Genomic DNA, 13,661 nt, shown 5'->3' with positions numbered 1-13,661 from the left:
ACCGCGAGTATGACACAGGATGAGTTATGGTCAACAATTAACTGTATAAAAAAACAGTTATCAACAAGGCGTGCTAGGCTTCAGTTTCCACCAGCAGAGCAGCTTGGTCTGCCGCTTTTTGAGTTGATTGCTTACCGAGTTCAGTAGCTTTAGTATCTTTAAGGTACAAGTTTTCATAACAAAAATTTGTTGCTTCAATGTAGCCTTCTACGCTACCGCAATCAAAACGTTTGCCTTTAAATTTGTACGCTAAAACGCAGCCTGCTTTAGCTTGTTTTAACAAAGCATCAGTGATTTGAATTTCACCACCTTTGCCAGGCTCTGTTTGCTCGATTAGCTCAAAGATATCCGGTGTCAAAATGTAACGACCGATAATGGCCAAGTTACTTGGGGCGGTTCCTGCCTCTGGTTTTTCCACCATATCATCAACACGGTAGATATCATCTTTGATCATCTCACCAGATATTACGCCGTACTTATGTGTTTCATTTTCAGGTACTTCTTGAACCGCAACAATCGAGCAGCGGAATTGTTTAAATAGCGCTACCATCTGCGCCAGAACACCTTCCTGTTCATTTACACAAAGGTCATCCGCTAAAACCACTGCAAAAGGTTCGTCGCCAATTAATTCTTTGCCAGTTAATATCGCGTGACCTAAACCTTTCATTTCACGTTGACGAATATAGGTAAAGTTAGCCCGTTCAATAATTGAACGGATATCGACAAGCAGCTCTTCTTTGTTGGTACCACTGATTTGGTGCTCTAGCTCATAGTTCTTATCAAAGTGATCCATGATGGAGTGCTTACCGCGACCTGTGACAATCGCCATGCCTGTCATGCCAGCATGAATCGCTTCTTCAACACCGTATTCAATAAGCGGCTTGTTAACGATTGGCATCATTTCTTTTGGCATTGATTTAGTGGCGGGAAGGAAACGTGTGCCGTAGCCGGCTGCAGGAAACAGGCATTTTTTGATCATGACTAACCCAGATATGTAATTGATTTAGTAGCGGGGCAAATTAACACAGAAAGTGTGAAAAGAGTGTTGCGTTTCACACTTTCTGTTTGAAGTCGCTCTAAGAAATCATATGCTGCTTTGCCCATGCAATCGCTTGTACGCGATTTTTCACAGAAAGCTTACGAAATATTTGATACAAATGCGACTTTACTGTGAACTCACTGATAAACAAGTCATCAGCGATTTGCATGTTTGATGCACCGGTTTTTAGACTGCGTAAAATTTGAATTTCACGAGCGGTAAGATCTACGGTGGCAGGAGCGGTTTGACTGTCAACTACAAATCGGTAGTAATGCAGCAACTGTGAGGCAATCCCCCTAGGCAACCAATTGTGGCCGTTAATCACCTCTGCGCAGCCTTTGCTGATATCCCGTACCAGGTCCGACTCAACAAACAAACCTTTTAAGTTTCCCAGAGCCAGCAGTTCATCCGTGGTTAATCGTTTATTGACATTAAAGATTATAGTTTCAAAGCTTTTATGCACCAGAGGTAAATCTCTGACTTGATCCAGCAAATTACCCATGGTTTGAAAATTAACGATCAGTATCTTGTTTTTATGAGTCGGCAATGCCTCCATCAAGTGTTTTGGTTCTATAGATGGGATAGGTAATCCCAATTCTTGTTGAATTTGTGAGATAAAATCATCTGGATTTTGATGATCATGACACAAATGATAAATCTTCCGAGCGTAGGTATTATTTCCCATCGTCGTTTCTCCCCCTATCGTAGTCGACTTCATCTTGTGGGATTTCACAGGGGAGTGCGATATCAATGATTGATTTTTGCGCAAAGTTTCAAGTTGTTGAGTAATTACGCTTTGTATTAATGGCATAGATTGTTGATGTACCTCGAACTTTTCAATGGATTTTTAGGCGTGGAATTTGGGCTTGATCCGGAGAGTTTTAGCTGTTGAAAAAGCGTGTTATGCTTGTCGACCTTATTGAATACAGAATAGATTGTTACGGAGCAAAAGCATGGCAAGCCGTGGTATTAACAAGGTCATATTAGTCGGTAATCTTGGATCTGATCCTGAAGTTCGTTACATGCCGAGTGGCGGTGCGGTTGCAAACATCACTGTAGCAACTTCCGAGTCATGGCGTGATAAAGCGACCGGCGAACAGCGCGAAAAAACAGAATGGCACCGTGTTGCCTTGTTTGGAAAATTGGCTGAAGTGGCCGGCGAATACCTGAGAAAAGGTTCTCAAGTTTACATTGAAGGTCAATTACAGACTCGCAAATGGCAAGATCAGAGCGGTCAGGATCGTTATACGACTGAAGTTGTGGTTCAGGGCTTTAACGGTGTAATGCAAATGCTAGGTGGTCGCAACCAAGGTGGTCAACCTTCACAAGGCGGTCAGCCACAGCAGGGTGGTTGGGGACAACCTCAACAGCCACAAGCTCAGCAGTTTAACTCACCACAGTCTCAACCTAATCAGTCTCAAGCGAATAGTGCGCCTCAACAGGCACAACCTCAGTACAATGAGCCGTCAATGGACTTTGATGACGATATTCCGTTCTAAGCCAAAGTTTAACCATAAAAAAGCCGCGTTTATCGCGGCTTTTTTGTATATTCACAATAATATCAAACTATAACCCGCTTTGGTTTGCACGGATGCATCACACCCCTACTCTGAAATTGAGTGCAAGATTGGTCGCCTTTGTCACTATGATGGTGATTGTTGCCATGTTTGTGATGTTTGTTGGCGGGACCTTATCATTCCAACAGTTAGGGCGTGATTATCTTGATAGCAACTTAATTGGTATTGTTCAGGTAATCGATAGACAGATTCAAGATGCGAGCTCTTACCGAGAAATCTCCTCGTGGTTGCCCAAATTACTGCAAGGTGCAGATATTGTCGAAATGTCATTGTCCTCTGACAGCAAAGTTCTATACCAGTACCGTTCTACAGAGTTACTGCCTCCAGAGAGCACGCTACATAGCGCAACGATTAAACTTGATCTGCATCCTCATCTAACCGCACATTTTGTTGCGGTTCCACCTTATGTTGGTTTTACCTATTCGTGGCAAGCACTAGCGTCGCTTTCTGTTTCGATCGCATTCGTATTGCTGTGTTTGTTCATTGGATTGCGCTGGCTTAAAAAACAGCTGATTGGCTCGGAACTACTTGAAGACAGAGGGCGACTTATCTTGTCGGGGCACTTATCGTCAGTAGAAAAAGGGCAAAATGAAGAATGGCCATACTCAGCCAGTCAAGCTCTCGATCGTTTAATTGAAGAGCTTAAGTTTGCTCGCCAAGAACGCACCCGCTTTGATACCTTTATTCGCAGTCAAACATTTTTGGATTCCGTGACCGGAACGGCCAATCGAGTGTTGTTTGACAGCAAATTAGAGTCAACGTTGAGTGAAAGCGGCGCCAATGGTGCACTCGCAATGTTAAGGATCACCGAATGGGAGCAAATTGTTAGCGAATCTGGTAATCACGATGCTAATCATTGGTTGATTCAGGTAGTCGATGCGCTTAATCGAGTATTGGACAAATACCCAGAGACGACGTTGGCAAGATACTATGACAGCGACTTTGCAATCTTGTCGCCCAATCTTAATTCTTCAGAATCCGTTAGTTTGGCATCGCTTATCGTTAAAAAGCTCAATGGATTGAGTGTGCCTTCGACTGTAAATCGAGACTCATGGTTCCACCTAGGACTGACGATGTACCACGAGGGAGAGAGGTATACGCGGGTCTTAGATGAGTTGGAAACCGCGCTAAAAGGGGCAGTTCATCAACAAGCAAATAATTGGACCAAGTTTAGTAAAACACAAACAAGAACTGAGAATCGAGGGAGTGTTCGTTGGCGCAGTCTGTTCCAGCAAGCACTAGATAAAGATAGGCTCAAACTCATGGCACAGCCTTGTTATGTTTTTGATACTTCAGGTAATCAGCACCTAGACCATTTTGAATTGTTCACTCGCTTGATGGATGAAGACAACAGTTGGATCAAAGCTTCACGTTTTATGCCAGCGTTAACCGCGGTTGGCTATCAATCTGTGATGGATAAAGTTGTTTTCCCTATAGTTATCGAGTATTTACAGGAGCTAGATACATCAGTGTGCTACGCTGTGAATATGAACGTGGAGCCATTGTTGGACAAAGCCCATTTTCGCTGGCTGCGTCACACCTTACTGCAGTTGCCGATGACAAAGAGAAAACAGCTAATCATTGAGTTTCCGGAAAATGTTTTAGTGAAACATTTAGATCGAATGCGTCGCGTGATTGATTTTATCCACGGTCTAGGGTGCCATGTGGCGGTGAGTTCAGTAGGTAAGTCTATTGTAAGCATGCACTACATCAAGGATATGCCATTTACTTATATGAAGTTGCACCGAGGCTTGATAAAAAGAATAGATCAAAAGTCAGAAAACCAGCTGTACGTAAGAAGTATTCTAGGGGCGAGTGAAGGCAGTTGCTCAACGGTTGTTGCTGTGGGAGTGTCAACGCAATCGGAAAAAGACAGCTTGATAAATTTGGGTGTGAGCACATTGCAAGGGCGATTTTTTGCTGAAGAATCTCTGTTCTATCAAGGAACACAAGTGGAAACTCGAGCCGAAAGAATTAAAGCAGGTCGACGCCGTCGTTGGCGCACTAAATAGGTGAGTGATAGAAGATGTGGTTATCTAACCTGCCGTTTTTAAGAAGAAAAACTCAAACTTTGACCGCCGTGGTACAGCCTAGCGGCATATATTTTATTGCTCAATCGCAATTAGAGTGGCCAAAATTTGTCGAAGTGACAGACAGTTGGCAGGACAGTCTTTATTCCACGTGTTCACAGCATGGTAAACCGGGGTTAAAAATAGACCTCATACTCGATGCTCGTCATTTTCAAACCTATCAGATAGACAAACCCAATATTCCTGAACAGGAATGGCTAAGTGCGATTCCTTTCCTACTGAAAGATGTGATGCCAGAAAAGCCAGCCGACGTAATGGTTGGTGCAATGGTGTTGCCGACGAATGATGCCAAGTTGCAAGTCTTTGTCACTTCAAAGCACATGCTAACTCAGATCAATCAAAAACTGGCTGATCACAAGATGTCGTTGGCCAGCGTGTCCGTTGAGGATGAGTATTGGCCTGAGTTGGTTGATGATGTCGAGCAGTTCATCTTCCTACATAGAGAGACCAAGGGGCATTTTAAAGTCGCGGCATTTATTAATGGCGTACCCATTTTTCAGCGGTCCATTCGAAGTGTTGGCGCACCGCTTACCGGTGTGGCTGCCAGTATGTTACAAATCGATGGTATTGCACTTGAACTTCAGCGCTCCATTGATTACTTGTCTTCACAACATCGTGGCTCTCCGCTACACCAACTCCGAGTTTGTTGTGACGATGAAGACTTAGATGAGTTAGTCAAAGAGCTAGATGAGCGGTTAAGTGTTCGCGTAACCCGTTTAGATAGTGAAGCAGATACCTGTATCGAAACGCTGACCAAGGCGATCAATAAACATGTACCGACGATCAATTTGCTGCCAAAAATCAGCAAACCGAAAGCGCAACCATTACGGTTTAATTTAGTGGCCACGAGTTGGCTTCTGACTGCCGTGGTACTGGCCTCAACTTGGGCTTGGTTGGAGCGCGGTAACCAAAAAATGACCAGCCAGTTGGCGGTTCTAAATCAGCAACAAGCTGCCCTCAACACCGAATTGGCAGAGCTGCAACGCCAACTGCAACTGAGAGTTCCCTCAGCTGAAAAGCAAAATGCGATTGCGAGGTTGGAGGTGGAGATCGCTAGTAAGAAAACCGCGTTAGCCGCGGTGGCGAATTTCGAGCGAGAACAGCCACAAGCGTATTCAAAAACGATGGAGTCACTGGTCACCATTAATCATTCCGATATTGCGCTGCAACGAATAAGCATGAACAAAACAGATTTCGATGTTGTTGGGTTAGCCCGTCAACCAAGTGCTATACCCAATTGGGTAAATCGATTTAAGCAGGAGTTGAGTCTAATTGGTAGAGCCTTTGAATCTATGTCTATTGAGTCTTTAGATTCAGGTGTTAGTCAGTTTGAGTTAAGAACAGAGCGAGATTCGCAATGATGTCGTCCGGACTAGCCACTAAGTTTGACGCGCTATCGATCAGAGAGCGAGGGCTGATTGCGCTTTGTGGTTTGGTGATTCTTGCCATGACTTTGTTTACATTTTTGGTTGAACCGAGTTATTTAAATAAAGTATCAAATCAACAAGCGATAACCGCAGCGAATCTCAATGTGCAAAAGCTTCAAGGGGACATTCTGGTAACGCAAGCCAAATTGAAAAAAGACCCCAACGAGCAGATCAATGCCACATTAAAGCGACTGATCGTAGAAAGTCAGGAATTATCGACTCAGCTTTCGAATAGTATTGACTCTATGGTTACGGCAGAAGAGATGGCAAACCTGCTAGAGCAAGTTCTGTTTGATAGGAAAAATCTTCAGCTCGTCAGTTTAACGACCCAAAAAGCCGAGCCCATTCTAACTTTAGGTGAGTCACCGCAGCTAACGGGTTATTACGTTCACCCGGTCAGATTAGAGTTGGTGGGTACTTACTTCTCAATATTGGACTATTTAAAAGAGTTGGAAGGTTTTCCGCAAAAGTACTATTGGCGCTATTTTAGTTATCAGGTTGAGGAACATCCTCAAGCCAGGCTGATTATTGAAGTGTATACCTTGGGCACGCGCAAGGAGTTTATCAGTGGGTAAGTGGCAATTTTTGATAGGCTGGTTTGTGGCTATTTGGAGCTTTAATCTGATGGCGGAGTCTGATCCTACTGCGCCATTTACAATAAAAAAAAGAGCGGCAATCAAAGCGGAATCGGTATCTATAGAGCCCAAGCGTCCACCATTACCGACTCTGCAAGCAGTGATTTGCCGGGATGAAAACTGCTTCGCGACCTTAAACCAGAAACTTTATGAAACGGGTCAAAAAGCATCGGGATACAAAGTGGTAAAAATAGAATCTAATAGTGTTGTTTTGCAGTACCAAGGGAAAATTTGGACATTACAACTATTTGAACAAGAGGTGAAAAATTAACGTGGCAATCACTAAGGCTTATCTAGTCTATGTTAGTACCTTGATTGTATTTTTGTCAGGGTGCGCCTCATCATCTCGTACTGAGCCCAATGAAGTAAAATCGGCATTAAATCAGGCAATCAATTCTATGCCTGCTGAAACGGTAGAAGTTCCTGATGCCGTTACCGCGGATTTGATGCCCGCCTTTAACGATAAAGGTGAAAATACCAAAACTCACCGACGTTTTCGCGTTCAAGCACAAGATGTTGACGCGTCAGCATTCTTTGCCAGTTTAGTTCAAGGTACCGAATACAGTGTCGCGATTCACCCTGAGGTGACAGGGCAAATCACCGTGAGTCTCAACGACGTGACTTTGGATGAAGTTCTGGGAGTTTTGTCCAACCTTTATGGTTACGAAATCGATAAGGTTGGCAAGGTCATTCAAGTATTCCCTATCGGATTGAGAACAGAAACCTTTCCCGTAGATTACCTTCAGTTTCAAAGAAGTGGTCGCTCACTGACTTCTATTACCACGGGTACGGTCAGCAACACAGACAGTTCGGGCTCAACCAGTAGTGGCGAGAAAGGCGGCACTGAAATCGAGACGGTCAGTGAAAGCGATTTTTGGCCTCAGCTGCAAACCGCAATTAGCCAAGTGATTGGCAACGATCGCGGACAGAGTGTGGTGGTGTCTCCGCAGTCTGGCGTGGTTACAGTTAGAGCCTTCCCGCCACAACTTAGAGAAGTGAAAAAGTTCCTCGGGGTTTCTCACCAGCGCATGCATCGACAAGTAATTTTGGAGGCTAAGATCCTAGAGGTCACTTTGAAGGACGGGTATCAGCAAGGCATTGATTGGTCTAAGGCGTTTACTTCAAATGGCACAAATTACAGTTTTGGTCAGGGATCAATTACCAAAGACTCCAACGGTAATGTTATTCAATCGCCGCTGGCTGGGTTAGATTCTATCGGCACCTTGTTGGGTGGAGCGGCTAATCTAGTGATTTCTAGTGGTAGCTTTGATGCCGTGCTCAGCTTTATTTCGACTCAGGGTGATCTCAATGTGTTATCTAGCCCTCGCGTCACAGCTTCTAATAATCAAAAATCGGTGATTAAAGTTGGCAGTGATGAGTACTTCGTTACCGATTTATCAGGCATTGTCGGTAATGGTGATAACTCGCAGGTCACGCCAGAAGTTGAGCTGACTCCCTTTTTTTCAGGCATTGCATTGGATGTCACTCCGCAAATTGATGATAACGGTGGTGTGATGCTGCACGTCCACCCGGCAGTGATTCAAGTTGAGGAACAAAGTAAAGAAATAACTTACAACGGTGGCACAATCAAACTGCCACTTGCGGTGAGCTCAATCCGCGAGTCTGACTCAGTGATCCGAGCGCAAAATGGCGATGTGGTGGTGATTGGTGGCTTGATGAAAACCTCTACCTTTGATCAAACATCGAAAGTGCCGTTGCTGGGTGATGTTCCGGGAGTAGGGCAACTGTTCCGTCATGTCAGTCAGGTTACCGAGAAAACGGAGTTAGTGATTTTGCTCAAACCGACTATTGTCGGCGCAGATACTTGGCAGCAAGAGCTTAAACGCTCTCAATCTTTGCTCAATGAATGGTTCCCTGAAGAGTAGTTGCTATGTATTTGAATTATTTTGGACTACAGCAACTACCATTTCATTTAACCCCCAATACGGAACTGTTTTTGGGTTTGCCTCCTCACTATGAAGCGCTACAAACCGTGCAAGCGGCGCTCGATATGGGAGAGGGGGTAATCAAGGTGATTGGTGAAGTTGGCACAGGCAAGACCATGGTTTGTCGGATGCTAATTGAGCAGTTCTCAGAATCGATCCAGCTCGTGTATTTACCCAACCCGGCGTTGACTGATTTTGAATTGCGGCAGGCCATAGCACACGAACTTGGCGTTCAACCTCAGCAAGACTCTATCGTCGATGCAATTCAAAATGAGCTGATACGTTTAAAGCAAACGGGTAAAAAAGTGGTGATCTTGGTAGATGAAGCACAAGCTTTATCTGATGAGGCGCTCGAAGCACTTAGGCTATTTGGGAATTTGGAAACGGCGACAGAGAAGTTGTTGTCGATTGTCTTATTGGCACAGCCTGAACTTGAGCAGCGCTTAACGCAGCACCACTTACGTCAGTTACGTCAACGCATTACTTTTTCAGCAAGTTTGCGAGCACTTACTCAACAAGAGGTGTCTGCCTATATAGACAAGCGGATAGAGAAATCTGGTTGCCCTCGACCACTGTTTTCTGGGCCGCAAAAAAAAGCCGTATTCCAAGCCAGTCAAGGGATTCCCCGTCTAGTGAATCAGATCTGCCACAAAGCATTGCTTCTGGCGTTTAATGCAGGCGGAAATTCAGTAAGTAACGGTCATCTTTTTGATGCCATCCACGATACCTTTGATACACAAAAGCCCAAGTTCAAACGACCTGTGCTTTGGGGGTGGACGTCATGAGTGTCATCAATAAGGCGCTCTCTGAATTGTCAGAAAAACCAAGTGGCGCAAACCAACCCTTGGAAAAAATAGAGCTGAAAGCAGAAAAACCATCAGGGCTTGGCATTAAAAAGAGCTTGCTGCTGTTGGTTCTGATTGTTCTAGTTTCTGGTTTGGCTGTATGGGCGCTTATAGATAACAGTAGGCTAGCGTCTGAATCGACAGTCGAAACAGCGGCTCAGGAAATAAAATCAAACAAAGATAGACAAGGCACCAATACAGAACTAATCGAAGTCAAGCAAACTGATACAACAGCGACTAGATTAACGCCACCCACTCAGAAGAAAGCAACAGTGGCAAAGGTGTTCGAAGCCGACAACCAATCAGAAAAAAGTACACAAAACACGAAAGGTGAAGATTCCGTTCAAGTAATAGTTCAAATAGAAGACGTCAAAACGGTATTGCCAACACCAGTTGTCCAAGCCGACATCACCACTGAAGATACATCGCAAAATAGCGTAGCCCCTGAACAAGACCGAACGGTCGATAGTGCCGAAAAAGAACAGACGCAATCGGAATTTAAGATTGAACAAGTCCAGCTTACGCCAAAACAGCTGGCTGACAAATCGCTAAATTTGGCTGATAAAGCGTTGGCAAATAATCAAATTGATGAAGCGATAAATCACTTTAAAACAGCGCTTAGTCACCAACCTCGAAATGACTTCACGCGCCAAAAACTCTCTGCTTTGTATTACGGAAAAAGTAATATCAATGGTGCGGTGGAGTTGTTACAGACGGGTATTCAGCTTGCTCCGAGTGAAGAAAATCTGCGCATTGCGCTAGCGAAGCTACTCATGAGAGAGAAACAGCTACAAGCTGCACTGGCGTCTTTGATTTACTTGCCACCACAGCCTAGCGTTGAGTATTTGTCGCTGCGTGCAGGTATTGCGCAACAAAATAAACAGGATGACCTGGCTCTAGAGAGCTATCAAAAGCTAGTGGGGTTGGATGCTGAGAACCCTCGCTGGTGGATGGGGTTAGCCATTCAGCTCGAGCGAGATTTACAACTGAAACAAGCGCAACAAGCTTACAGCCAGTCACTTCAATTTTCAGGTTTGTCAAAACAGTCGCGAAAGTTTGTGCAAGATCGAATAGCCGTGCTTGCTAAACTTCAAGGAGTCAGCAATGAAAATTAAGCTGCAGAAGCGACTCGGTGATTTATTGGTCGATGAGGGTATCGTAACCGATCAGCAAGTCGAACAAGCCCTTCAGGCACAAAAACAAACCGGGTTAAAACTCGGCGCTAGCTTGATTGAGCTGGGTTTTCTAACTGAAAACCAAATGCTGACTTTTTTGTCTCAGCAACTACAAGTTCCGCTTTTAGATTTATCTCGCGCGAATGTTGATGTTGAAGCCGTGCAACTGTTACCCGAAGTACTAGCACGTCGTTTACGGGCGTTGGTGATTTCTCGCGAAAGTGATTCAGTGCGAGTTGCCATGAGTGACCCTGCCGATCTTTTTGCTCAAGAAACTTTAATCAACCAACTGCCCAGTTATCGGATTGAATTTGTTATTGCGCCTGAACGTCAGCTGGTGGAAGGCTTTGACCGCTACTATCGCAGAACCAAAGAAATCGCGTCTTTTGCTGAACAATTGCAAGCGGAACATCAAACTGTTGATACCTTCGATTACGCCCTTGAAGACGACGAAAGCGAAGATGTTACCGTTGTAAAATTGATCAATTCTCTGTTTGAAGATGCGGTACAAGTAGGTGCCTCAGACATTCATATTGAGCCCGACGAAAAGGTTCTGCGTCTGAGACAAAGGATTGACGGAATTCTCCAAGAAACCTTGCTCAATGAGGTCAACATAGCATCGGCATTAGTTTTGCGTTTAAAGCTAATGGCAAATCTAGATATTTCCGAGAAACGCCTCCCACAAGATGGTCGATTTAACATTCGCACCAAAGGTCAGTCGGTTGATATCCGTATTTCCACCATGCCAGTTCAACATGGTGAATCTGTGGTGATGCGTTTGCTTAATCAATCCACTGGTTTGAGAAAGCTGGAACAGTCCGGATTACCCCCGTTATTGTTGGATAGATTTCGCACCCAATTAAAGCGTCCCTACGGAATGATCTTGGTGACCGGGCCAACGGGTTCAGGTAAAACAACCACTTTGTATGGCGCCTTGGATGAGCTTAATGTGCCGGGTAAAAAAATCATCACTGCTGAAGACCCAGTGGAATATCGACTGCCACGTATTAACCAAGTTCAAGTTAACCCGAAGATCAACTTGGATTTCTCAACCATTCTACGAACATTCCTACGTCAAGACCCAGACATCATCTTGGTGGGTGAGATGCGTGATAAGGAAACAGTAGAAATTGGATTGAGAGCTGCGTTAACTGGCCATCTAGTATTATCCACCTTGCACACCAATGATGCGGTAGACAGCGCATTGCGAATGATGGATATGGGGGCTCCGGGATATTTGGTGGCGAGTGCTGTGCGAGCCGTTGTTGCACAAAGACTAGTAAGAAAAATTTGCCCTGAGTGTAAAAGTGTTGATGAGACTGACGACAATCGTCAGCAATGGTTGTCACAACGCTTCCCTTTCCAAGTTGGAACACAGTTTATGCGTGGAAAAGGTTGTCAGCAATGCAATATGACTGGCTATCAAGGTCGTGTCGGTGTCTTTGAACTGCTCGAATTTGAAGGTGCTATGCTTGAAGCTTTGCGAGCCAACGACGCTGTTAGCTTTGAGAGAGCGGCAAGAGCGTCTTACCAATACAAGCCTTTACTCGCCACAGCGATGGAATTAGCCATACAAGGTGTGATCAGCTTAGATGAGGTAATGAACTTAGAAGCGGGTGATACGTCAGGTCACAGCAACCCCATCTTGATAGGCGAGGCGCCAAACGATGGCTCTATTTGAGTATCAAGGACGTTTGTTGGACGGTTCTCTGACTAAGGGGAAAATAGAGGCCGCCAATGAGGAACTGGCGGCGGAAAACTTGATACAAAAAGGTGTAATCCCTACGCAAGTCAAGGTTAGTCGTGCTGGTGAAAATAAGAATGATTCGTTTCAGCTGAGTCAGTTGTTTGTTCGCACTGTTCCACTGGAAGTACTCGTGATCTTTTGTCGTCAGCTCTACAGCTTAACAAAAGCGGGTGTACCGTTGCTGCGCGCGATGCGCGGACTCACCCAGAATAGTAACAACAAGCAGCTTAAAGAAGCTCTAGAAGATGTCACCCATGAACTGACGAATGGACGAAGCTTGTCTGAATCGATGAAGCAGCACAGCTACGCGTTTAGTCCGCTTTTTGTGTCTTTGATTAACGTCGGTGAAAATACAGGTCGACTCGATCAAGCCCTATTGCAACTCGCGAACTATTACGAACAGGAAGTTGAAACTCGAAAACGCATCAAAACCGCAATGCGTTATCCCACTTTAGTCATTGGCTTTATTGTCGCGGCGTTATTCGTTCTTAACATCAAAGTGATTCCTCAATTTTCGAGTATGTTTACCCGATTTGGTGTGGATCTCCCTTTGCCGACTCGCATTTTGATGACGATGTCTGAATTTTTTGTCAGTTATTGGGCATTGATGATTGTGGCTATGATAGCTAGTTTTGCTGGGTTTAAACTATGGCATAACACAGCGGCAGGACGGGAGAAATGGGATTCATGGCGTCTTAAATTCCCTATTGTTGGCACCATTGTCAACCGAGCTCAGCTTTCTCGTTTTTCTCGAACTTTTGCCATGATGTTAAAAGCCGGAGTACCACTAAATCACAGTTTGTCGCTAGCTGCAGAGGCATTAAACAATCAGTTTCTTGAAAATCGATTGATTGAAATGAGAGCTTCTATAGAAGCTGGTGGGACTATCTCAGGTACCGCGTTGCAAAGTGAAGTGTTTACACCTTTGGTCATTCAAATGATAGCGGTAGGTGAAGAGACTGGTCAAATTGACGAGTTGTTACTTGAAGTCGCGGACTTTTACGACAGAGAAGTAGATTACGATTTGAAAACACTCACTGCGAGAATTGAACCTATTTTGCTGTTAATTGTAGCTGGTATGGTATTGCTATTGGCATTGGGTATTTTCCTTCCAATGTGGGGCATGTTGGATGCCATTCGGGGCTAGCTATTGTTAATAGAAAGCGATAACTCGAGGATA

General features: G+C 44.6%; 12 protein-coding genes. 10 read left to right on the top strand and 2 right to left on the bottom strand.

Annotated features, from left to right (window positions below; all coding sequences use genetic code 11):
* Nucleotides 1-73: 73 nt before the first annotated feature.
* Nucleotides 74-979 (bottom strand): UTP--glucose-1-phosphate uridylyltransferase GalU, encoded by a 906-nt coding sequence (gene galU, locus ACXAFJ_RS11855; RefSeq protein ID WP_475323619.1) that lies wholly within the window; start codon nt 977-979, stop codon nt 74-76.
* A 97-nt stretch (nt 980-1,076) separates the two neighbouring features.
* Nucleotides 1,077-1,724 carry a LuxR C-terminal-related transcriptional regulator gene (locus ACXAFJ_RS11850; protein ID WP_475323617.1) on the bottom strand — a complete coding sequence of 216 codons (648 nt, stop codon included), beginning with the start codon at nt 1,722-1,724 and terminating at the stop codon, nt 1,077-1,079.
* A 268-nt stretch (nt 1,725-1,992) separates the two neighbouring features.
* Between ACXAFJ_RS11850 and ACXAFJ_RS11845 the strand changes: the two genes are divergently transcribed.
* The 10 genes from ACXAFJ_RS11845 to ACXAFJ_RS11800 all read left to right on the top strand — a co-directional run bounded on the left by ACXAFJ_RS11845 (nt 1,993) and on the right by ACXAFJ_RS11800 (nt 13,628).
* Nucleotides 1,993-2,538 (top strand): single-stranded DNA-binding protein, encoded by a 546-nt coding sequence (locus ACXAFJ_RS11845; protein ID WP_475323616.1) that lies wholly within the window; start codon nt 1,993-1,995, stop codon nt 2,536-2,538.
* Nucleotides 2,539-2,630: 92 nt separating this feature from the next.
* Nucleotides 2,631-4,628 (top strand): RNase E specificity factor CsrD, encoded by a 1,998-nt coding sequence (gene csrD / locus ACXAFJ_RS11840; protein ID WP_475323615.1) that lies wholly within the window; start codon nt 2,631-2,633, stop codon nt 4,626-4,628.
* 14 nt (nt 4,629-4,642) lie between these two features.
* The gene (locus tag ACXAFJ_RS11835; RefSeq protein ID WP_475323613.1) at nt 4,643-6,067 is read left to right on the top strand and encodes an MSHA biogenesis protein MshI; all 1,425 of its coding nucleotides are present in this window, start codon (nt 4,643-4,645) and stop codon (nt 6,065-6,067) included.
* Nucleotides 6,064-6,708: an MSHA biogenesis protein MshJ gene (locus ACXAFJ_RS11830; RefSeq protein WP_475323612.1), complete on the top strand. Its 645-nt coding sequence runs from the start codon at nt 6,064-6,066 to the stop codon at nt 6,706-6,708. Before ACXAFJ_RS11835 ends, ACXAFJ_RS11830 begins: the two co-directional genes overlap by 4 nt.
* Nucleotides 6,701-7,039: an MSHA biogenesis protein MshK gene (locus tag ACXAFJ_RS11825; RefSeq protein WP_475323611.1), complete on the top strand. Its 339-nt coding sequence runs from the start codon at nt 6,701-6,703 to the stop codon at nt 7,037-7,039. Before ACXAFJ_RS11830 ends, ACXAFJ_RS11825 begins: the two co-directional genes overlap by 8 nt.
* A gap of 1 nt (nt 7,040) precedes the next feature.
* Entirely contained in the window at nt 7,041-8,654 is a 1,614-nt protein-coding gene (mshL, locus tag ACXAFJ_RS11820; protein WP_475323609.1) for a pilus (MSHA type) biogenesis protein MshL, read from the top strand.
* A gap of 5 nt (nt 8,655-8,659) precedes the next feature.
* The gene (locus tag ACXAFJ_RS11815) at nt 8,660-9,499 is read left to right on the top strand and encodes an ExeA family protein (RefSeq protein ID WP_475323608.1); all 840 of its coding nucleotides are present in this window, start codon (nt 8,660-8,662) and stop codon (nt 9,497-9,499) included.
* Nucleotides 9,496-10,674, top strand: a complete 1,179-nt coding sequence (locus tag ACXAFJ_RS11810) for a tetratricopeptide repeat protein (protein ID WP_475323607.1) — start codon at nt 9,496-9,498, stop codon at nt 10,672-10,674. Before ACXAFJ_RS11815 ends, ACXAFJ_RS11810 begins: the two co-directional genes overlap by 4 nt.
* A complete protein-coding gene (locus ACXAFJ_RS11805) occupies nt 10,664-12,415 on the top strand; it encodes a GspE/PulE family protein (RefSeq protein WP_475323605.1) in 1,752 nt (583 codons plus the stop codon). Before ACXAFJ_RS11810 ends, ACXAFJ_RS11805 begins: the two co-directional genes overlap by 11 nt.
* Nucleotides 12,402-13,628: a type II secretion system F family protein gene (locus ACXAFJ_RS11800; protein ID WP_475323604.1), complete on the top strand. Its 1,227-nt coding sequence runs from the start codon at nt 12,402-12,404 to the stop codon at nt 13,626-13,628. The genes ACXAFJ_RS11805 and ACXAFJ_RS11800 overlap by 14 nt, the downstream gene beginning before the upstream one ends.
* Nucleotides 13,629-13,661: the final 33 nt, after the last annotated feature.

The organism is Vibrio sp. ABH4_348 (assembly GCF_056159765.1).
The sequence above is the reverse complement of the archived record's forward strand: the minus strand, read 5'-3'. Positions and strand labels throughout refer to the sequence as shown.